Origin of the sequence: Streptomyces sp. NPDC000348 (genome assembly GCF_042898795.1) — a bacterium.
In the GTDB taxonomy this organism is placed as follows: domain Bacteria; phylum Actinomycetota; class Actinomycetes; order Streptomycetales; family Streptomycetaceae; genus Streptomyces.
On sequence record NZ_JBIAZD010000011.1, the window covers coordinates 57,559 to 77,761 of the forward strand.

Below are 20,203 nucleotides of genomic sequence, written 5' to 3' on the forward strand. Positions count from 1 at the left end.
CCGGGGGCCGTGCCCCCAGACCCCTTCGGCCTGGAATTCAGCCTCTCCGGGGGAGTTCGAGGAGCGGGGTCCGGGGCGGAACCCCGGGACGGGAAGGGGCGGCGGGGGCGGAAAAGGTGTCAGCGGTCGTCGCCGAGGAGGGCCGCCAGGTCCAGGGCCGTGGCGATGCGGACCGCCACGTCCTCCGCGTACATCGCGTCGGAACGTTCGAACGCGGTACGGCCCGCACCCCGCAGAAACGTCACAGCACCAAGCGTGCGCCCCCGGCTCCGCAGCACCGTGCACAGGGCGTGCACCGCGTCCCCCGGCCACTGCCGGGACAGCGCCCACGCCCGCGCCTCCTCGGCGCCCAGGGAGCCGGCGTCGGCCCGCACCGTCCCGGCCCGCTCCACGCACTGCACCGCCGGATGCCCCTCGCCGTACCGCACCGGCAGCCCCGCCCGCCCGGCGAGCCGGCTCGGTCCCGGTGCGCCGGACGGGGTGGCGGCGATCCGTACCAGCCGCACCCGGTCGGCGTCCCGGCCGCCGTCGGCCACCCGGTCGATCAGCGCGTGGTCGGCGAACCCGGCGAGCGCGAAGTCCAGATGGACCGTGGCCGCCTCCGCCGGGTCCTCGCACTCCGCCGCCGCCCGCGCCGCGCGGTGCAGCTGCTGCGCGCGGAACCGCAGCAGCGACGCCTCCTGCTCACCCTGCCGGGACTCGGTCACGTCCTGGAACAGCCAGCCGACCCCCATCGGAACGGGTTCCTCCGCCAGCGGTGACGACAGCCGCACGAACCCGCTCCGCCAGCACCGCCGCCGCTCGCCCTCCGGCGTGCGCACACTCACCCACAGGTCGGCCGGCGCGGGCGGGGCGCCCTCGGCGAGCACATGGGTGAGCGCGCTCTCCAGCTCCTCCACGCCCTGCGCCAGCAGCTCCCCCAGCGGCCGCCCGAGGACGGACGCCCGCCCCCTGCCCAGCGCCCGCGCGGCGTGCGCGTTCACCACCGCGGGCCGCAGATCGGCGTCGACCAGGACGACACCCCAGCTCGCGTCCTCCAGCAACGCCTCGCTCAGCGCGATCGACCGCTCCAGGTCGATCTGCGCGTGCACCTCGCTGAACGCGCAGTACACCCCGGCCGGCTTCCCGTCCGGCCCGCGCACCGCCGCGGACTGCGTCCGCACCAGCACCCGGCCGCCGTCCTTCGTCAGCAGCGCGAACTCGTTCACCTGCCGGCCCGGCGCGTCCATGGCCGACATCAGCCGCGCCTCGACCTCCTCGGCGTCCGCGCTGCGCACGGCCCACCCGGCGAAGCCGGCCCGGCCCACCGCCTCGGCGGCGGTCCAGCCGAGGATCCGCTCCGCCTCACGGTTCCAGTGCGTGACGATCCCGTCCGCGTCGAAGGCGCACAGGGCGGCGTCCATGCCGTCGAGCAGCGCGGCGAGGAGGTCGGAGCCGTCCGATCCCTCCCGCGCGGGCTCGGGCTCGTCCGGCCCCAGCTCGTCGGTGGTCCCACTACGCCGGGAAGCACTCACCTGGACCCCCTGCAGGCTGCGTCCGCACGTACGGCACGACGGTTCGCTCACTTGCAATCATTCAACTTGAACGTGACACAGCGCACATCGGGTTCCCGCAAGATTGAGGAAATCGTTGTGCGGCGCCGCCCCATCCGCCCGTCCACGAGGGGAAAGGCGCCGGCCGCAGCGTCAGCCACAGCTCGCTCTCCCCCGGCAGGACATACCGCTCGACCTCGTCGAAGCCCCGCGCGCGCGAGCGAACCGGACGCCGTCCTCGTCGGCGGCCAGGACCACGGTCTCGACGGCCCCGGCGCCCGCCGCGCGCGTGCCCGATCCCCGACGCGCAGAGCGCCGCCCCGTACCCCCTGCGCCGGTGCTCGGGCAGCACCCGCGCGATGACCGTCACCACGGCGTCCGCCCCCTGCGGGGGCCGCACCGTCGAGCAGCCGACCAGCACGTCACCGGCGTACGCGTTCTCCAGCCGGTACCCGCGCGTGACGCGCTCCCGCACCTCGTCGAGGGTCATCGCGGCGGGCGGCACGATCACGTTGTGGACGTGCCGCCACTGCTCCAGCACGGCGTCGCCGGCCACGGCTTCGATACGGAGACCGCTCATCCCGCAAGCCAATCGCGCTCCCGCGCGGGGGGTCAACGAAAAAAGTGGTTGATAGGACGGGAGCCAGTTCTTAAGGTGGGCGGTACTTCAGAAGGGAGGTGGTTCGGCAGATGTATGACAACCGGACGGAAGAGGTGGCTGCGGGCTAGTGGCCCGCCGTCGTACTCGGTTCGGCGCCGGACCGGCGTGTGCGAGATACACGCAACCGGCCCAATCCAACGCAGTCACCCGACCCGCGAGTCGCCGGTAGCGTCCGGCCGGCTCCTCCCGAGGGAGGAACCAGACTCGCGGGTCGCCTGCTTTTCCGGGGCCCCGCTCAGTGGACGATGTCCGCGTACCCCTCGATCTCGCGCGGGTCGCGGGTGCCCGGGCCGACGTAGCGGGCCGAGGGCCGGACCAGACGGCCCGTGCGCTTCTGCTCCAGGATGTGCGCCGACCAGCCCGCCGTGCGGGCGCAGGTGAACATCGAGGTGAACATGTGTGCCGGGACCTCGGCGAAGTCCAGCACGATGGCCGCCCAGAACTCGACGTTGGTGGCCAGCACCCGGTCGGGGCGGCGGGCGTGGAGCTCGGCCAGGGCCGCCTTCTCCAGCGCCTCGGCGACCTCGAAGCGCGGGGCGCCCAGTTCGCGGGCGGTGCGGCGCAGGACGCGGGCGCGGGGATCCTCCGCGCGGTAGACGCGGTGGCCGAAGCCCATGAGGCGTTCGCCCTTGTCGAGGGCCTGCCTGACGTACGCCCCGGCGTCCCCGGTGCGCTCGATCTCCTCGATCATGCCCAGCACGCGCGAGGGCGCGCCGCCGTGCAGCGGGCCGGACATGGCGCCGACGGCTCCCGAGAGGGCCGCCGCGACGTCCGCCCCCGTCGACGCGATGACCCGCGCGGTGAACGTGGAGGCGTTCATGCCGTGCTCGGCGGCCGACGTCCAGTACGCGTCCACGGCCGCGACGTGCCTGGGGTCGGGTTCGCCGCGCCAGCGGATCATGAAGCGCTCGACGACGGACTCGGCCTTGTCTATCTCGCGCTGCGGCACCATGGGCAGGCCCTGGCCGCGTGCGGACTGGGCGACGTAGGACAGGGCCATGACGGCGGCGCGGGCGAGGTCGTCGCGGGCCTGCTCGGCATCGATGTCGAGGAGCGGTTTCAGGCCCCACACGGGCGCCAGCATGGCCAGCGCGGACTGCACGTCGACGCGGATGTCGCCGGAGTGCACGGGGATCGGGAACGGCTCGGCGGGCGGCAGTCCGGGGTTGAACGCCCCGTCGACGAGCAGCCCCCAGACGTTGCCGAAGGAGACGTGCCCGACCAGATCCTCGATGTCGACGCCCCGGTACCGCAGGGCGCCGCCCTCCTTGTCCGGTTCGGCGATCTCCGTCTCGAACGCGACGACTCCTTCGAGCCCGGGTACGAAGTCGGACATCTGGCGGCTCCTTGTGAGGTGGGTGACGGATGGGGTTGTGGGGTGGGACGACCCTGTGCCGGCAGTCGGGGGGAGCGGGGCGCGTCCGGTGGATCCGCGGTCCGTTCGAACGGACTCGCGGTCCGGGACGTCACCCCTGTGATGCCCGGCTGGCGGTCACCCAACCGGATCAGTGGCAGCACGATATCCCCGAGTGCCATCTTTGGGGAGGGTTCGCGGCACTCAGTGCCACCACGTGATGCGGGACACCTCCCTCCCGGCGGCCGCGCGCATACGGCAGGATGACGGCGTGACCGATCGAGACGCCGTCCCCTTCGCTCTCGCCTCGATGCGCAAGCAGTACCGGACCGAGGGGCTCTCCGAGACCGACCTGGCCGCCACTCCCGTCGAGCAGTTCGCGCGCTGGTTCAAACAGGCCGCGACGGACGGCGGGCTGTTCGAGCCGAACGCCATGATCGTCTCCACGGCGGACGCGGCGGGGCGGCCCAGCTCGCGCACGGTGCTGCTGAAGCACTTCGACGACGACGGGTTCGTCTTCTACACGAACTACGACTCCCGCAAGGGCCGTGACCTGGCCGAGAACCCGCACGTCTCGCTGCTGTTCCCCTGGCATCCGATGGCCCGGCAGGTCATCGTCACCGGCACCGCGCGCCGCACCGGCCGCGACGAGACGGCCGCCTACTTCCGCACCCGCCCGCACGGCTCCCAGCTGGGCGCGTGGGCCAGCGGCCAGTCCTCGGTGATCGCCGGCCGCGCGGAGCTCGACGCCTCCTACGCCGACCTGGCGGCCCGCTACCCGGAGCACGAGCAGGTGCCGGTGCCACCGCACTGGGGCGGCTTCCGGGTGGTCCCGGAGGCGGTGGAGTTCTGGCAGGGCAGGGAGAACCGGCTGCACGACCGCCTCCGGTACGTCGCCGGGGCGGACGGGGCCTGGCGGGTGGAGAGGCTGAGCCCCTGATCCGGGGGCGGCTCAGCCCAGCGCCTCCTCCAGCAGCAGCGCCCACTGCGCCACCACCCGTTCCCGGCGGGCCCCGTCGTCGGTGAGGAGGTTGGCGAGGCCCAGGCCCCGGGCCATGTCGAGGAGGCCCTGGACGGTTTCGCGGACGCCGGGGCGGGACTCGTCGGCGCCGAGGAGTTCGACGGCGGTGCGGTGGGACTCGCGGCCGACGCGCAGCTCCAGCTCGGTCACGCGCGGGCGCAGCTGTTCCTCGTTGGAGGCGGCGACCCAGAGGTGGAGCGCCGCGCGGAAGACGGGGCCGGTGTAGAGGTCGACCAGCGCCGCGATCACCGCGCGGCGGTCGCCGGCCGCGGCGCCCTCCGGGAAGAGGGCGCGCAGGGCGGTGGAGCGCTCCTCGGCGACGTACTCGACGGCGGCCGTGAAGAGGTCCTCACGGGTCGGGAAGTGGTGCTGGGCGGCTCCCCGGGAGACGCCCGCGCGTTCGGCGACGACGGAGACCGTGGAGCCCGCCCAGCCGTGTTCCGCCAGGCAGGCCACGGCGGCCTCCAGGAGCCGCTGCCGGGTGGCCCGGCTGCGGTCCTGCTTGGGGACTCGTTCCGCACGGTCGGCCGTGCTCACACCACCCATTCCGGATCCCGTCGTTCGAGGAAGGCCGTCATTCCCTCGCGCGCGTGGGCGGAGGCGAAGAGGCGGGCCGAGAGCGCGGTCAGGTCGGCCGCGTCCCGGTCGAAGGTCTCCAGCACCCTAGCCGTGAGCAGTCGTTTCGTCTCGGCCAGGGCTTCGGGGGCGGATCTGCGCAGCCCGTCGAGGATCGGCGCGAGGACCTCGTCCACGTCGTCGCCGGCGGCGGTGAGCAGACCGGTGCGGACGGCCTCGTCGGCGTCGAGGCGTTCGCCGGTGAGGTAGTAGCGGGTCAGGGCACGCGGATCGGCGCGGGGCAGCAGGGGCAGTGAGATCACGGCGGGCGCGACCCCGATGCGGACCTCGGTGAAGGCGAACGTCGCCGCGCGGGAGGCGACGGCGACGTCACAGGCGGCGAGCAGGCCGAGGCCGCCCGCGCGGACGTGTCCGGTGACCCGCGCGAGGACCGGTGCGGGCAGCTCGACGATCTGCCGCACCAGGCCCACCAGCGCCTCGGGGGCGGGCGGGTCGCGCAGGTCCGCGCCCGCGCTGAAGGTGTTGCCGGTGTGGGTGAGGACCACCGCGCGGACGCCGGTGTCCCCGCCCGCGTCGCCCAGCGCGTCGGCCAGTTCGCCGACGAGGGCGGCGGACAGGGCGTTGCGGCGCTCCGGGGCGTCGAGGGAGAGCGTTTCGACGCCCCGCGCGCGGGTGCGGCCGATCAGGGTCACGAGGGCTCCTCGTGCGCCGCGCGGAGCTCGCGGCGCAGGATCTTTCCGGAGGCGGCGCGGGGGACGCCGTCGATGAAGGTGACGCGCCGGACCCGCTTGTACGGGGCGACGCGCTCGGCGACGTACGTCATGACCTCGCCCGCGGAGAGCGCCGGGGCCGACGGATGACGGACGACGTGGGCGTGCGGGATCTCGTTGCCGTTCTCGTCGTGGGCGCCGACGACGGCGGCGTCGGCGATGCCGGGGTGGGTGAGGAGCAGCGCCTCGAGTTCGGCGGGGGCGACCTGGAAGCCCTTGTACTTGATGAGTTCCTTCACGCGGTCGACGACGAAGAGCCAGCCGTCCTCGTCCACCCGGCCGACGTCCCCGGTGTGCAGCCAGCCTCCCCCACCGTCGATCATCGCGGCGGTGGCGTCGGGGCGGCCGAGGTAGCCCTTCATGACCTGCGGGCCCCGGATGAGGATCTCGCCGGACTCGCCGGGACCGAGGTCCCGGCCGGGGTCGTCGAGGGAGACGATGCGCATCTCGGTGCCGGCGACGAGCTTGCCGACGGTGCCGGGGGGCGCCTCGCCCATGGCGTCCAGGGGGACGACGTGGGTGCCCGGCGACAGTTCCGTCATGCCGTACGCCTGGCCGACGGACGACAGTCCGAGCCGCCGCGCGCAGGCGGCGGCGAGGTTCGCGTCCAGCGGTGCGGCGGCGCTGACGACGTGCCGCAGGGAGCTCAGGTCGTACCGGTCGACCAGGGGGTGCTTGGCGAGGGCCAGCACGATCGGCGGGGCCACGTACAGGCCGGTGATGCGGTGGTCCTGGACGGCCGCGAGGAACGTCTCCAGGTCGAAGCGCGGCAGCACGACGACGGTGGCGCCCTGCTGTAAGGGGGCGTTCATCAGGGCGGTGAGCCCGTAGATGTGGAAGAACGGGAGCACGGCGAGGACGCGGTCGCCGGGGTCCACCGTGATCAGCGGCCGGAGCTGCGCGAGGTTGGTGGCGATCTGCCGGTGGGTGAGCATCACGCCCTTGGGGACGCCGGTGGTGCCGGAGGAGTACGGCAGGGCGGCGACGTCCTCGGCCGGGTCGATGCCGACCACCGGCTCGGGCGCGGTGGAGGCCAGCATGTCGATCAGGGACCGGTGTCCGGGCGCGCTGTCGCAGACGAGGATCTCCTCGATCCCGCCGGCCAGTCCGGCGGCCCTGCGCGCGGTGTCCAGCAGCGGTGAGACGGTGACGATCCAGCGGGCCGCGCAGTCCTCGAGCTGTCTGCCGAACTCCTCGGCGGTCGCCAGGGGGTGCACGGTGGTGACGGAGGCGCCCGCGCGGGTGGCCGCGTAGAACGCGAGGGGGAAGGCGACCGTGTTGGGGCTGTGCAGGGCGACCACGTCCCCCTTGCGCACGCCCGCCTCGGCGAGGGCGGCGGCGATCCGCCGGTGGAAGCGGTCGACCTGTTCGTACGTGAGGGTGGTGCCGTCGGTGCCGTCGATCAGTGCCGGGGTGCTCCCCCGCTCGGCGGCCCGGGCGAGCACCGCGTCGTGGATGGGGAGTTCTACGGGCGGGACGTCTGCGTACTCGCTTCGGAACACGGTTCCTCCAGGACGGCCGAGGGGGCCTAGTACGACTTGGGGAGGCCCAGGGTCTGGTGGGAGACGTAGTTGAGGATCATCTCCCGGCTCACCGGGGCGATGCGGGACACGCGCGCGGCGGTGATCAGCGAGGCGAGCCCGAACTCGCGCGTGAGGCCGTTCCCGCCGAGGGTGTGCACGGCCTGGTCGACGGCCTTCACACAGGCCTCGGCGGCCGCGTACTTGGCCATGTTGGCGGCCTCGCCCGCGCCCGCGTCGTCACCGGTGTCGTAGAGGCGGGCGGCCTTCCGCGTCATCAGGCGGGCCAGTTCGAGATCGATGTGCGCCTGGGCGAGGGGGTGGGCGATCGCCTGGTGGGAACCGATGGGGGCGTTCCACACCGTGCGCTCACGCGCGTACGCGACGGCGCGGGCGAGCGCGTGACGGCCCATGCCGATCGCGAACGCGGCCGTCATGATGCGTTCGGGGTTGAGACCGGCGAAGAGCTGGAGCAGACCGGCGTCCTCTCCCCCACTGCCGAAAGCGTGGGAGGGGCCCCCACCGACCAGCGCGTCGGCGGGCAGGCGCACGTCGTCGAGGGTCAGCTCGAACTGCTTCTCGACGGAGTCGAGTTCCATGTCGATCCTCCGGCGCCCGAAGCCGGGTGTGTCGCGCGGGACGACGAACAGGCAGGGCTTGAGCCTGCCCGTGCGGGCGTCCTCGGTGCGGCCCACGATCAGGGTGGCGTCGGCGATGTCGACGCCGGAGACGAACACCTTGCGGCCGGTGAGGAGCCAGTCGGTGCCGTCCCGGCGTGCCGTGGTGGTGATGCGGTGGCTGTTGGACCCGGCGTCGGGTTCGGTGATGCCGAAGGCCATCAGGCGGCTGCCGTCGGCCAGGGCGGGCAGCCACTCCCGTTTCTGGGCCCCGGTGCCGAAGCGGGAGATGACGGTGCCGCAGATCGCCGGGGAGACGATCATCATCAGCAGGGGGTGGCCGGCGGCGCCCATCTCCTCGAGCACGAGGGAGAGTTCGGTGATGCCGCCACCGCCGCCGCCGTACTCCTCCGGCAGGTTGACGCCGATGTAGCCGAGCTTGGCGGCCTCCTGCCAGAACGGCCGGTTGTCGGTGCCGGAGGTGCGGGGGTGGTTCCTCGCGAACGAGGCGACCGCCTCGCGCAGGGCCCGGTGCTCTTCGGATTCGATGAGGGCGGTCATGCGGCTCCTTCGGCTGCGGGTTGTCGTGGCTGGTCGCGCGGTTCCCCGCGCCCCTGGGGAGCGGCCTCCACGACCGCCAGGAGGGCGCCCACCTCCACTTGTCGTCCCGGCGTCGCGCGGAGGGCGCTGAGGGTCCCCGTGACCGGGGCCGTGATCCTGTGCTGCATCTTCATCGCCTCCAGCCACAGCAGGGGCTGTCCGGCCTCCACCCGGGCTCCCTCGGTCAGGCCCTCGGCGACGCGGACGACCGTGCCCGGCATGGGGGCCAGGAGGGAGCCCGGGGCGTGCTGGGCGGTGGGCTCGGGGAAGCGGGGCAGGGCGGTGAGGGTGGTGGCGCCCACGTACACCCGGTCGCCGTAGCGGCCGACCTCGTAGCGGCGTCGTACGCCGTCCACGTCCAGGATCACGAGTCCCGCGTCGGCGTGCACGACCTGCACCCCGTCGGCTGCGAGGCCGTCGCGCGTGTGCCGGTAGCGGACCTCGTGCTCCTCGCCCGCCATCGCGTACCGCTTGACCTGCGGCTGCGCGGGCAGGTTGCGCCAGCCGCCGAAGCGGGAGCGGCCGTGGGCGTCGGCGAGGGCGGCGGCGAGCGGGGCGTGCGGGTCGGGGGTCGGGACGGTCAGTTCGGGCAGGTGGCGGTCGTAGAAGCCGGTGTTCGTACGGCCTTGCGCGAACTCCTCGTGCCGCAGGGAGCGGACGAGGAGGTCCCGGTTGGTGACGGGGCCGTGGATCACCGCGCGGTCCAGCGCCGAGGCCAGCTTGCGGATCGCCTCCGCGCGGGTGGGGGCGTGGGCGACGGCCTTGGCGAGCAGGGGGTCGTAGTGGACGCCGATGGTGTCGCCGTCCGTGTAGCCGGTGTCCAGGCGCACGGTGCCGGGGACGGCGAGGCGGTGCAGGCGGCCGGTCTGCGGGGCCCAGTCCCTGGCGGGGTCCTCGGCGTAGAGGCGGGCCTCGACGGCGTGCCCGCGCGCGCGTGGCGGGTCGTCCGGGAGGGCGTGGCCCTCGGCGACGCGGATCTGCTCGGCGACGAGGTCGACGCCGAACACGGCCTCCGTCACCGGGTGTTCCACCTGGAGGCGGGTGTTCATCTCCAGGAAGTGCGCCCGTTCCCCCGCGACGAGGAACTCGACGGTCCCGGCCCCGGCGTAGGAGACGGCACGCGCGGCGTGCACGGCGAGGGCGTGCAGTTCCTCGGTGAGCCGTGCGGTCAGCCCGGGTGCCGGAGCCTCCTCGATCACCTTCTGGTGGCGGCGCTGGAGGGAGCAGTCCCGGGTGCCGAGCGCCCACACCGTGCCGTGCGCGTCGGCGAGCACCTGCACCTCGACGTGCCGGCCGCCCGCGTCGCCCCCGAGGTACGGCTCGACGAACACCTCGCCGTCGCCGAAGGCGCTCGCGGCCTCCGCGCGGGCGGCGGCCAGTTCACCGTCCAGGTCCGCGAGGCGCCGTACGACGCGCATCCCGCGTCCGCCGCCGCCCGCCGCGGCCTTCACCAGCACCGGCAGGTCGGCCTCGGTGACCTCGCGCAGCGGCTCGACGCCCATCAGCTCCTTGGCGCGCGTCTTGGACGCCATCGCCTCGATCGCCTCCGGGGGCGGCCCGATCCACACCAGGCCCGCGTCCCGTACGGCCCGCGCGAAGCCGGCGTTCTCGGAGAGGAAGCCGTAGCCGGGGTGGACGGCGTCCGCGCCGGACGCGAGGGCCGCCTTCACGATCAGGTCGCCGCGCAGGTACGTGTCGGCGGGCGCCGCCCCCGGCAGCCGTACCGCCAGGTCGGCCACGCGCGCGTGGCGGGCGTGGCCGTCGGCGTCCGAGTGCACGGCGACCGTCCGGATTCCCAGTTCGGCGCAGGTGCGCATGATGCGGCAGGCGATCTCGCCCCGGTTCGCCACGAGCACGGAAGTAATCACGGGCCTCACATCCGGAAGACGCCGAAGCCACCGCGCGCGCCCTCGTAGGGCGCGGTGTGGATGGCCGACAGGCACAGGCCGAGGACGGTGCGGGTGTCGCGCGGGTCGATGACGCCGTCGTCGTACAGCCGCCCGGACAGGAACATCGGCAGGGACTCGGACTCGACCTGCTGCTCCACCATGGCGCGCAGCGCCGCGTCCGCCTCGTCGTCGTACGGCCGTCCCTTCGCCGCGGCGGACTGCCGGGCGACGATGGACAGCACGCCGGCGAGCTGCTGCGGGCCCATGACGGCGGACTTGGCGCTGGGCCAGGCGAACAGGAAGCGGGGGTCGTAGGCGCGGCCGCACATGCCGTAGTGGCCGGCGCCGTAGGAGGCGCCCATGAGGACGGACAGGTGGGGGACCTTCGAGTTGGCGACCGCGTTGATCATCATCGCGCCGTGCTTGATGATGCCGCCCTGCTCGTACTCCTTGCCGACCATGTAGCCGGTGGTGTTGTGCAGGAAGAGCAGCGGGATGTCGCGCTGGTTGGCGAGCTGGATGAACTGGGCGGCCTTCTGGGACTCCTCGCTGAACAGGACGCCCCGGGCGTTGGCGAGGATGCCGAGGGGATAGCCGTGGAGGGTGGCCCAGCCGGTGGCGAGGCTGGTCCCGTAGAGCGGTTTGAACTCGTCGAAGTCGGAGGAGTCGACGATCCGCGCGACGACCTCGCGCGGGTCGAAGGGGATCCTGAGGTCGCCGGGGACGATGCCGAGGAGTTCGTCCTCGTCGTACGCGGGCGGCGCGGCCGGTCCCGGATCGCCGTACGCCTTGCGGTGGTTGAGGCGGGCCACGATCCGGCGGGCCCGGCGGAGCGCGTCCGGTTCGTCGACCGCGAAGTGGTCGGCGAGGCCCGACACGCGGGCGTGCATCCCGGCGCCGCCCAGGGACTCGTCGTCGCTCTCCTCCCCGGTGGCCATCTTCACCAGCGGCGGCCCGCCGAGGAACACCTTCGCCCGCTCCTTGACCATGATCACGTGATCGGACATGCCGGGGATGTACGCGCCTCCGGCGGTGGAGTTGCCGAAGACGACGGCGACGGTGGGGATGCCGGCCGCCGACAGGCGGGTCAGGTCCCGGAAGATCGCTCCGCCGGGGACGAAGATCTCCTTCTGGGAGGGGAGGTCGGCGCCGCCGGACTCGACGAGGCTGATGCAGGGCAGCCGGTTGGCGAGCGCGATCTCGTTGGCGCGCAGGGCCTTCCGCAGGCTCCAGGGGTTGCTGGCGCCGCCGCGCACGGTCGGGTCGTTGGCGGTGATCAGGCACTCCACGCCCTCGACGACACCGATGCCGGTGACGAGCGAGGCGCCGACGGTCCAGTCGCTCCCCCAGGCCGCCAGCGGGGACAGTTCCAGGAAGGGCGTGTCGGGGTCGAGGAGCAGTTCGACGCGCTCGCGGGCGAGCAGCTTGCCGCGCCCCCGGTGCCGCTCGACGTACTTCTCGCCGCCGCCCGCGAGGGCCTTGGCGTGTTCGGCGTCGAGTGCGGCCAGCTTGGCGAGCATGGCCTCGCGGTGCTCCCGGTACTCGGGGCCGGTCGTGTCCAGGGCGGATGCGAGGACCGTCACAGGAGTGCCTCCGGGATGTCGAGGTGCCGGGAGCGCAGCCATTCGCCGAGCGCCTTGGCCTGCGGGTCGAAACGGGCCTGCGCGGCGACGCCCTCGCCGAGGATCCCCTCGACGAGGAAGTTCAGGGCGCGCAGGCGGGGCAGTGCGTGCCGGGTGACGGGCAGGTCGCGGGCCTCGGGGATCAGCTCCCGGAACCGCTCGACGGTCAGCTCGTGCGCGAGCCACCGCCAGGCGTCGTCGGAGCGGGCCCAGACGCCGACGTTGGCGTTGCCGCCCTTGTCGCCGCTGCGGGCGCCGGCGACGAGGCCCAGCGGGGCTCTCGTGGTGGCTCCCGCGGGCAGCGGTTCGGGGAGCGCGGGTTCCGGTAAGCCGTCGGGTACGGCGGTGTCGTGGGGTGCGGCCACAGGGACACGTCGTCCGTCGTGGAGGACGGCCACATGGCCGACGTCACCCTGGGGGACGTACACATCCTCGAAGACACCATAGGGGGAGCCCTTCCCCGGTGGTGCCATCACATGGAACCCGGGGTAGCTGGCCAGCGCCAGTTCGACGGCGGCCCCGCTCAGCACCCGCCCGACCGTTTCCCGGGCGGGATCCCGTACGACGAGCCGCAGCAGGGCGCTCGCGGTCTCCTCGGTGCCGGCGTCGGACCGGTCGGTGCGCACCAGCTCCCAGCGCACCTCGGCGGGCGGCGACGTGGCGAGCGCGTCGCCCATCTGCTCCTTCACGAGGTCCGCCTTGGCCTCGACGCCGAGTCCGGTGAGCACGAACACGACCTCGTTGCGGAAGCCGCCGAGCCGGTTGAGCCCGACCTTGAGCGTGGGCGGCGGGGCTTCGCCCCGGACGCCTTCGACGCGCACCCGGTCGGGCCCGTCCTGGGTGAGCCGTACGGTGTCCAGCCGGGCGGTGACGTCCGGCCCGGCGTACCGGGCGCCGGCCGTCTCGTAGAGCAGCTGCGCGGTGACCGTGCCGACGTCGACGAAGCCGCCGGTTCCGGGGTGCTTGGTGATGACGCTGCTGCCGTCGGCGTGGAGCTCGGCGAGCGGGAACCCGGGCCGCCGCAGATCACGGGGGCGGTGCTCGTGGAAGAAGGCGTAGTTGCCGCCGGTGGCCTGCGCCCCGCACTCCAGCACGTGCCCGGCGACGACGGCCCCCGCGAGCCGGTCGTGGTCCGTCGCCGCCCAGCCGAAGTGGGCGGCGGCCGGCCCGGTGACCAGGGCCGCGTCGGTGACCCGCCCGGTGACGACCACGTCGGCGCCCGCGCGCAGGCACTCCGCGATCCCGAAGCCGCCGAGGTAGGCGTGGGCGGCGAGGCTGCCGGGGTACCGCGCGGTGAGGTCGTCGCCCTCGACGTGCGCGACCCGTACGGGGATGCCGAGCCGGCCGGCCAGGGCGCGCACGGCGTCGGCGAGCCCGGCCGGATGGAGTCCGCCCGCGTTGGTGACGATCCTGACGCCCCGCTCGTGGGCGGTCCCGAGGGTGTCCTCGAGCTGCCGCAGGAAGGTGCGGGCGTATCCGGCGGACGGGTCCTTCAGCCGGTCGCGGGCGAGGATGAGCATGGTCAGCTCGGCGAGGTAGTCACCGGTGAGGACGTCGACCCCGCCGCCGGCGAGCATCTCGCGCAGGGCGTCGAAGCGGTCCCCGTAGAAGCCGGAGAAGTTGCCGATGCGCAGGGTCGTCGGCGTCACCGCGCGGTGTCCCCCTTCGGCTCCCGCCCGCCGCCGGGCGGCCCGGCGAAGGCCTGGGCGATGTCCAGCCAGCGGTCGGCGTCGGGGCCGTCGGCGGTGAGGGCGAGGTCGGCGCGGTGGGCGCGCCGGGTGACCAGGAGGCAGAAGTCGAGCGCGGGTCCGGTGACCCGCTGGGGCGCGTCCTCGGGTCCGTGGGCCCACAGCTCGCCGTTCGGTCCGGCCAGTTCGACGCGGAAGGGGTCGGCCGGCGGGGTGAGTCCGTGCACCCCGTAGGCGAAGTCCCGGGTGCGCACCCCGAGCCGGGCCACATGCCGGAGCCGTTGACTGGGTGGCCGCGTCACACCGATCGTGTCCGCCACGTCCAGTCCATGGGCCCAGGTCTCCATGAGACGGGCGGTGGCCATGGAGGCGGCGGACATGGGCGGCCCATACCAGGGGAACCGCGCCCCGGCCGGGGCCTCCCGCAGCGCCTTCTCCAGTGCCGCACGCCCCTCGCGCCAGCGCACGAGGAGTTCGGCGGGCGCGGACCGGGCGTACTCCTCGGCGCCGTCGTCGGCGAAGGTGTGCGGGGCGGCGAGGGCCTGTTCCACCAGCTCCCGGAACCCGTCCGCGTCGGTGACGGCGAGCAGCGCGGAACGGTCGGTCCAGGCGAGGTGGGCGATCTGGTGGGCGACGGTCCAGCCGACGGCGGGCGTCTCCCGCGCCCACTGCCCGGCGCTCAGCCCGGCCACCAGCCGGTCGAGCTCTTCGCTCTCCTCCCGCAGATCGTCGATCACGGGCGTCGGATCGGACACGAGGCGCTCCCCTCGGGGCACGGACACGGCGATGTGCGGCGCGGCTGCGTGGAGCATGGCAGGGGCCCGGGAAACAAGCAAGCATGCTTGCATGATTTTTTCAGGTACCCGGAATCAAGGTGATCCGATCCCGGGCGCAGCCCTGCGCACCCCTTCAGCAGGAGCCGTCAGAAGAGCGGATCGGGCGTGACCTGCCAGATGGTGACGAGTTCCGAGCGGGGCGTGACCATGTAGACGAAGAACCCTCCGGCGACGAACGCGTGCTTCGCCCCTTCGTCCACCCCCTGGTATGCGGGCGCGTGAATGTGGAGCGCTTCCGCCGCCCTGACCAGTTCGTCGGCCGTCTTCTCCACCTCGGCGAGGAAACCCTCCGGAGCGCCTGCCGCGACCGTCTCCTCGTCGGGGACGTACTCCTAGCGCCAGGTCACTCGGCACGCACCGCCTTGGCGGCGTCGCGGTACAGGGAACTCGCCGTGGCCAGGTGCCCGCGCGCCTCCTCGGCCGTAGTGGCGATCCGGGCGAGGTACTCCGCGCGGTGGTACGCCTTGGCCATCGCCGGATGGCGCTCGATCTCGATCAGAGCAGCCCAATGACTGAGGTAGGCGTGGACCGGCTTGAGCGAACCGTGCTCCACCGCCTCCGCCAGCGCTTGGTCCTTCGCCTGGTCGTACGCCGCCAGGAGGTCGGGGGCAACGACCGTGCAGGCAGCACGCAGAGCGCCCGGTGTCCGCTCCGGCCGAGGGATCAGCGGACGATCGCCGACGGTCTCACTGTGCTGCACGCTCATGGTGCGGTTCCCTTCGTACCCTCCGGGGACGGGCAGGCAACGTGACGAGGCCCGGTTGATTCGAGAGACGAGAGTGACTCTAGTCCTGACACACCTCGCCGCGCCCGGCGATCGTCAGACGCCGGCCCGCGGCCCTTTCGCCCCCCGCCGCCCCACCTGCGTCCGCACCGCCCCCATGCTCGCCGCGATGACCAGGGCGATGGCGGCGGCCTCCACGGCGGAGAGGGCCTGGTCGAGGATCAGGAAGCCGGCGGTGGCCGCGAGGGCCGGTTCCAGGCTCATCAGGATCGCGAAGGTGGACGCGGGCAGGCGGCGCAGGGCGAGGAGCTCGAGGGTGTACGGGAGCACGGAGGAGAGCACCGCGACCGCCGCGCCCAGCGCGAACGTCGTCGGGTCGAGGAGTTTCGCGCCGGACTCGATGACGCCCAGCGGCAGGAACAGCACCGCCGCCACCGCCATCGCCAGGGCGAGCCCGTCGGCCTGCGGGAAGCGGCGCCCCGTACGCGCGCTGAAGACGATGTACGCCGCCCACATGGCGCCGGCGCCCAGTGCGAAGACCACACCCAGCGGGTCGAGGCCGGCGAAGCCCCCGCCGCCGAGCAGGAACACACCGGCGAGGGCCAGCCCGGCCCACACGAGGTTGACCGCACGCCGTGAGGCCAGGACGGACAGGGCGAGCGGGCCGAGCACCTCCAGCGTCACCGCCGGCCCCAGCGGGATCCGCGCGACGGACTGGTAGAAGAGGCCGTTCATCGCGGCCATGGCGACACCGAAGACGATCACCGTGCCCCAGTCGGTGCGCGAGTGCCCGCGCAGCCGGGGCCGGCACAGCACCATGAGCACCACCGCCGCCACCAGCAGCCGCAGCGTCACGACCCCGAGCGCACCGGCCCGCGGCATCAGCGTCACCGCCAGCGCCCCGCCGAACTGCACCGAGACCCCGCCGGCGAGCACCAGCCCCACCGGCCCCAGGGCACCGCGCCGCCCGCGCGGGGCGCCCGCCGGCGCGGGCGCACGGCCCGGCCCTGTTCCGGACGCGATGGACGGGGTGGCGGCGCTGGGGGTGGTCACGGGGCCTTCCAAGAACGTCGGAGCGGACACTTGCCTGGATCGATTGTGCATCTTGGTGAACTGTATAGTCCAGAGCATTGGACTACGTCAGCACCGTAAAGCGTTTATATGCCTGACGATGCGGCCCTCACCCCACCCGGGTCAACTCCGTCCGTCACGTGGACCCAGCGGGTACCGTTCCCCCCAGTGATCACCCGCGTCCGCTCCCACACCGTCCGAGGCACCGTGCGACGACTCCTGGTCCGTCTCTGGCGGCTCCTGCGCCCCGCGCAGAGCCGCATCATGTGGTTGCTGCACGCCAAGTTCGTGGTGGGCGTGACCGGCGTCGTGCGCGACGACGAGGGGCGGGTACTGCTGCTGCGGCACCGGATGTGGCCGCCGGGCCGCCAGTGGGGCCTGCCGAGCGGCTTCGCGCGCAAGGGCGAGGACTTCCGGGACACCGTGGTGCGGGAGGTCAGGGAGGAAACCGGCCTCGACGTCGAGGTGGGCCGCCTGGTCATGCTGAACAGCGGCCTGCGCACGCGTATGGAGGTGGCCTACGAGGCCCGCCTGCTCGGCGGCGAACAGCGCCTCGACCCCTTCGAGATCCTGGAGGCCCGCTGGTGCCGCCCGGACGACCTCCCGGAGGGCGTCCAGCCGGTGTGCCACGTACTGGTACGGGGCGAAACGGCTCCCTGAGCCGGCCGCTCACCCCCGGTCCAGAGCGGCCGCCAGCACCTCCGCCAGATGCCGCCCCCGTACGCCCGCCAGCTGCTCCAGCTGCGTCCGGCAGGAGAAGCCGTCGGCCAGGACGACCGCCCCCTCGGGCGCCTCCCGCACCGACGGCAGGAGCCGGTCCTCCGCGCAGGCCACGGAGACCTCGTAGTGGCCGGCCGCGAAGCCGAAGTCGCCCGCCAGACCGCAGCAGCCCCCCGCCAGTTCACCGGTGAGACCGGCCGCCGCGCGGAGTCCGCGGTCGGGCGCCTCGCCCAGGACCGCGTGCTGGTGGCAGTGGGTCTGGCCGGTGACCGGACGGTTCAGGACCGGCGGGGTCCAGTCCGGGGCGTGCCGCTCCAGGGTCTCCGCGAAGGTCAGGACCCGTGCGGCGAGCCGCGCCGCGCGCGGGTCGTCGTGCAGCAGCTCCGGGGCGTCCGTGCGCAGGGCCGCCGCGCAGCCGGGTTCCAGGACCACCAGCGGGGCGTCCGTGGCCAGGACCGGCTCCAGCAGGTCCAGCGTGCGGCGCAGCACCGCGCGGGCGCGGTCCAGCTGGCCCGTGGAGACGTACGTCAGGCCGCAGCAGACCCGGGCCCTGCGCACCGTCAGCAGCGACAGTGCCGAGCGTGAGCGGGCGTCGCCCACCGGGCGGCCGCCGGGCCGCAGCGTCGGGGGGAGCGCCACCCGCAGGCCCGCCGCCTCCAGCACGCGTACGGCCGCCCGGCCCACCGACGGCGACAGGTGCTCCGTGAACGTGTCCGGCCAGAGGACCACCAATGTCCCCTCGCCCGGCGGTGGCACCCGCCGCCCCCGCCACCACCGCGTGAACGTCTCCCCCGCCACCCGCGGGATCTCCCGCTCCCGCGCGATCCCGCCCAGCCGTTTGGCCACGCGCGCGAGCGGCCCCACCGAGGCGAGCGCGTTCACCACGCCCGCCGACCTCGTCCGCCCCACCCAGCCCAGCCACACCGGCAGCCACCCCATCGCGTAGTGCGCGGCCGGGCGGCGGCGGCCGGCGTAGTGGTGGTGGAGGAACTCCGCCTTGTACGTGGCCATGTCGACCCCGACCGGGCAGTCCGAGCGGCAGCCCTTGCAGGACAGGCACAGGTCCAGCGCGTCCCGCACCTCCGTGGAGCGCCAGCCGCCGGTCACCAGCTCGCCGGCGAGCATCTCGTGCAGCAGGCGGGCGCGCCCGCGCGTGGAGTGCTCCTCCTCCCCCGTCGCCCGGAACGACGGGCACATCACCGCCGGCCCCGACACGGACGTCGTACGGCACGTGGCGACGCCCACGCACCGGCGCACCGCCGCCGAGAAGTCGCCGCCGTCGGCGGGGTAGCCGAAGGCGACGTCCACCGGTTCGCGCGGGAGGACGGAGAAGCGGAGGTGGGAGTCGAGCGGCGCCGGGCGGACCAGCATGCCGGGGTTGAGCAGGCCGTCCGGGTCCCAGACGGCCTTCACCCGTTCGAAGAGGGCGACCATGTCCGGGCCGTACATGCGCGGCAGCAGCTCGGCGCGGGCCTGTCCGTCGCCGTGCTCGCCGGAGAGGGAGCCGCCGTGCGCCACGACCAGGTCGGCGAGGTCGAAGGAGAAGCTCCGGAAGCGTGCGACGCCCGGCCCGGTCAGCAGGTCGAAGTCGATGCGGACGTGGATGCAGCCGTCCCCGAAGTGCCCGTACGGGGTGCCGCGCAGCCCGTGCTCCCCCAGGAGGACCCGGAAGTCGCGCAGGTACGCGCCGAGCCGGGCCGGCGGTACCGCGCAGTCCTCCCAGCCGGGCCACGCCTCCGTGCCGTCCGGCATCCGGGTCGCGGTCCCGCTGGCGTCCTCCCGGATCCGCCACAGCGCGCGCTGCCGGGCCGGGTCGGTGACCACCAGCGCGTCCACGACGTCCGCCGCGCGGACGACCGTCCCGGCACGCGCGCGTGCCTCCGCCTCCGTGTCCCCGCCGGTCTCCACGAACAGCCAGGCCCCGCCGCGCGGGAGGTCCGCCGCGGACGGCACGAGGTCCGCCGCCATGCCCTCCACGGTCAGCGGCCCGAACGGCAGCAGCCCCGCCGCGGCCTCCGCGGCCCCGCTCTCGTCCGCGTACGCCAGCACGGCGAGCGCACGCGCGCGGGGCGCCCGTACGAGGTCCACGACCGCCTCCGTGAGCACGCCCAGCGTGCCCTCCGAGCCGCAGAGGGAGCGGGCGACGTCGGCGCCCTTCTCGGGCAGCAGGGCGTCCACGGCGTATCCGGAGATGCGGCGGGGCAGCTCCGGGAAGCCGGTGCGCAGGCGGGCCAGTTCGCCGTCGGCCAGCTCGCGCAGTCCCGCCGGGGCGCCCGCCCACGCCCGGCCCGGCCGCAGCCGCTCCCCGCGCGGGGTGAGGACCGACAGTTCGCGCACGCTGTCGGCCGTCGTGCCCCAGGCCACCGAGTGGGAGCCGCAGGAGTTGTTGCCGATCATGCCGCCGAGGGTGCAGCGGCTGTGGGTGGAGGGGTCCGGTCCGAAGCGCAGGCCGTGCGGGGCGGCGGCCTCCTGGAGGCGGTCGAGGACGAGGCCGGGCTGGACGACGGCCGTGCGCGCCTGAGGATCGAGGGACAGCAGACGGTTCATGTGGCGTGTGAAGTCGAGGACCACACCGGTGCCGGTCGCCTGCCCCGCGATCGACGTGCCGCCGCCGCGCGGCACCACGGGCACGCCGTACGTCCGGCACACCGACAGCGCCGCCGCCACGTCGTCGGCGTCCCGCGGGGCCACCACCCCGAACGGCACCCGGCGGTAGTTGGAGGCGTCCATCGTGGTCAGCGCCCGTGCGGTCGCGGTGAAGTCGACCTCGCCGCGCACGGCCGCCCGCAGTCCGGCCGACAGTTCCCGGTGATCCGTCATGCCCTCAGGATGCCTCCGCCGGGGCCGGGAGCGGGCGACGGCGTCCCCGCGTCCCGCTGCACGACGGGAAAACCGGTCGGGTACCCGGTCTCGGTCGGACAAAGAAAAACGGAAGCAGGATCTTCCCAAGTCGAACATCGATTCACATATAGTGACCGCGAGTTGCACGCAGTTGTCGGCCC

General features: G+C 73.9%; 17 protein-coding genes. 2 read left to right on the forward strand and 15 right to left on the reverse strand.

Annotated features, from left to right (window positions below; all coding sequences use genetic code 11):
- Window positions 1-119: 119 nt before the first annotated feature.
- The 3 genes from ACFY3N_RS22000 to ACFY3N_RS22010 form a co-directional block, all read right to left on the reverse strand.
- Entirely contained in the window at window positions 120-1,514 is a 1,395-nt protein-coding gene (locus tag ACFY3N_RS22000) for a PAS domain-containing protein (RefSeq protein ID WP_390818386.1), read from the reverse strand.
- Between the two features lie 61 nt (window positions 1,515-1,575).
- Window positions 1,576-2,112 carry a GNAT family N-acetyltransferase gene (locus ACFY3N_RS22005; RefSeq protein ID WP_390818387.1) on the reverse strand — a complete coding sequence of 179 codons (537 nt, stop codon included), beginning with the start codon at window positions 2,110-2,112 and terminating at the stop codon, window positions 1,576-1,578.
- A 316-nt stretch (window positions 2,113-2,428) separates the two neighbouring features.
- Entirely contained in the window at window positions 2,429-3,529 is a 1,101-nt protein-coding gene (locus ACFY3N_RS22010; RefSeq protein ID WP_390818388.1) for a citrate synthase 2, read from the reverse strand.
- Window positions 3,530-3,818: 289 nt separating this feature from the next.
- Between ACFY3N_RS22010 and pdxH the strand changes: the two genes are divergently transcribed.
- Entirely contained in the window at window positions 3,819-4,487 is a 669-nt protein-coding gene (pdxH, locus tag ACFY3N_RS22015; RefSeq protein ID WP_390818389.1) for a pyridoxamine 5'-phosphate oxidase, read from the forward strand.
- Window positions 4,488-4,499: 12 nt separating this feature from the next.
- On the opposite strand, the gene ACFY3N_RS22020 is transcribed toward pdxH, so the two are convergent.
- From ACFY3N_RS22020 to ACFY3N_RS22070, 11 genes are all read right to left on the reverse strand, one after another.
- On the reverse strand, window positions 4,500-5,114 hold the full coding sequence (locus ACFY3N_RS22020) for a TetR/AcrR family transcriptional regulator (RefSeq protein ID WP_390818390.1): 615 nt from the start codon (window positions 5,112-5,114) through the stop codon (window positions 4,500-4,502).
- Window positions 5,102-5,836 carry an enoyl-CoA hydratase family protein gene (locus ACFY3N_RS22025; RefSeq protein WP_390818391.1) on the reverse strand — a complete coding sequence of 245 codons (735 nt, stop codon included), beginning with the start codon at window positions 5,834-5,836 and terminating at the stop codon, window positions 5,102-5,104. The genes ACFY3N_RS22020 and ACFY3N_RS22025 overlap by 13 nt, the downstream gene beginning before the upstream one ends.
- On the reverse strand, window positions 5,833-7,416 hold the full coding sequence (locus tag ACFY3N_RS22030) for a 4-coumarate--CoA ligase family protein (RefSeq protein ID WP_390818392.1): 1,584 nt from the start codon (window positions 7,414-7,416) through the stop codon (window positions 5,833-5,835). Before ACFY3N_RS22030 ends, ACFY3N_RS22025 begins: the two co-directional genes overlap by 4 nt.
- A 26-nt stretch (window positions 7,417-7,442) precedes the next feature.
- Complete coding sequence (locus ACFY3N_RS22035; RefSeq protein ID WP_390818393.1) at window positions 7,443-8,612, reverse strand: acyl-CoA dehydrogenase family protein; 1,170 nt, start codon at window positions 8,610-8,612, stop codon at window positions 7,443-7,445.
- Window positions 8,609-10,519 carry an acetyl/propionyl/methylcrotonyl-CoA carboxylase subunit alpha gene (locus ACFY3N_RS22040; RefSeq protein ID WP_390818394.1) on the reverse strand — a complete coding sequence of 637 codons (1,911 nt, stop codon included), beginning with the start codon at window positions 10,517-10,519 and terminating at the stop codon, window positions 8,609-8,611. Before ACFY3N_RS22040 ends, ACFY3N_RS22035 begins: the two co-directional genes overlap by 4 nt.
- Before the next feature lie 5 nt (window positions 10,520-10,524).
- The gene (locus ACFY3N_RS22045; RefSeq protein ID WP_390818395.1) at window positions 10,525-12,123 is read right to left on the reverse strand and encodes an acyl-CoA carboxylase subunit beta; all 1,599 of its coding nucleotides are present in this window, start codon (window positions 12,121-12,123) and stop codon (window positions 10,525-10,527) included.
- Complete coding sequence (locus ACFY3N_RS22050; RefSeq protein ID WP_390818396.1) at window positions 12,120-13,811, reverse strand: acyclic terpene utilization AtuA family protein; 1,692 nt, start codon at window positions 13,809-13,811, stop codon at window positions 12,120-12,122. Before ACFY3N_RS22050 ends, ACFY3N_RS22045 begins: the two co-directional genes overlap by 4 nt.
- The gene (locus ACFY3N_RS22055) at window positions 13,808-14,605 is read right to left on the reverse strand and encodes a TIGR03084 family metal-binding protein (protein ID WP_390818397.1); all 798 of its coding nucleotides are present in this window, start codon (window positions 14,603-14,605) and stop codon (window positions 13,808-13,810) included. Before ACFY3N_RS22055 ends, ACFY3N_RS22050 begins: the two co-directional genes overlap by 4 nt.
- A 167-nt stretch (window positions 14,606-14,772) precedes the next feature.
- Entirely contained in the window at window positions 14,773-14,958 is a 186-nt protein-coding gene (locus tag ACFY3N_RS22060) for a hypothetical protein (RefSeq protein WP_390818398.1), read from the reverse strand.
- Between the two features lie 71 nt (window positions 14,959-15,029).
- Window positions 15,030-15,392, reverse strand: coding sequence for a DUF6247 family protein (locus tag ACFY3N_RS22065; protein ID WP_390818399.1), 363 nt, complete (start codon window positions 15,390-15,392; stop codon window positions 15,030-15,032).
- A 114-nt stretch (window positions 15,393-15,506) separates the two neighbouring features.
- The gene (locus tag ACFY3N_RS22070; protein ID WP_390818400.1) at window positions 15,507-16,463 is read right to left on the reverse strand and encodes a DMT family transporter; all 957 of its coding nucleotides are present in this window, start codon (window positions 16,461-16,463) and stop codon (window positions 15,507-15,509) included.
- Window positions 16,464-16,688: 225 nt separating this feature from the next.
- Between ACFY3N_RS22070 and ACFY3N_RS22075 the strand changes: the two genes are divergently transcribed.
- On the forward strand, window positions 16,689-17,141 hold the full coding sequence (locus tag ACFY3N_RS22075) for an NUDIX hydrolase (RefSeq protein WP_390818587.1): 453 nt from the start codon (window positions 16,689-16,691) through the stop codon (window positions 17,139-17,141).
- A gap of 9 nt (window positions 17,142-17,150) precedes the next feature.
- Here ACFY3N_RS22075 and ACFY3N_RS22080 read toward each other — a convergent pair whose 3' ends face one another.
- On the reverse strand, window positions 17,151-20,021 hold the full coding sequence (locus ACFY3N_RS22080) for an FAD-linked oxidase C-terminal domain-containing protein (protein ID WP_390818401.1): 2,871 nt from the start codon (window positions 20,019-20,021) through the stop codon (window positions 17,151-17,153).
- Window positions 20,022-20,203 lie beyond the last annotated feature (182 nt).

Excerpts from the sequence above, each read along its gene's own strand:
- ACFY3N_RS22005 (WP_390818387.1), bottom strand. The coding sequence starts at position 2,112 with ATGAGCGGTCTCCGTATCGAAGCCGTGGCCGGCGACGCCGTGCTGGAG.
- ACFY3N_RS22010 (WP_390818388.1), bottom strand. The coding sequence starts at position 3,529 with ATGTCCGACTTCGTACCCGGGCTCGAAGGAGTCGTCGCGTTCGAGACG.
- ACFY3N_RS22020 (WP_390818390.1), bottom strand. The coding sequence starts at position 5,114 with ATGGGTGGTGTGAGCACGGCCGACCGTGCGGAACGAGTCCCCAAGCAG.
- ACFY3N_RS22035 (WP_390818393.1), bottom strand. The coding sequence starts at position 8,612 with ATGACCGCCCTCATCGAATCCGAAGAGCACCGGGCCCTGCGCGAGGCG.
- ACFY3N_RS22065 (WP_390818399.1), bottom strand. The coding sequence starts at position 15,392 with ATGAGCGTGCAGCACAGTGAGACCGTCGGCGATCGTCCGCTGATCCCT.
- ACFY3N_RS22080 (WP_390818401.1), bottom strand. The coding sequence starts at position 20,021 with ATGACGGATCACCGGGAACTGTCGGCCGGACTGCGGGCGGCCGTGCGC.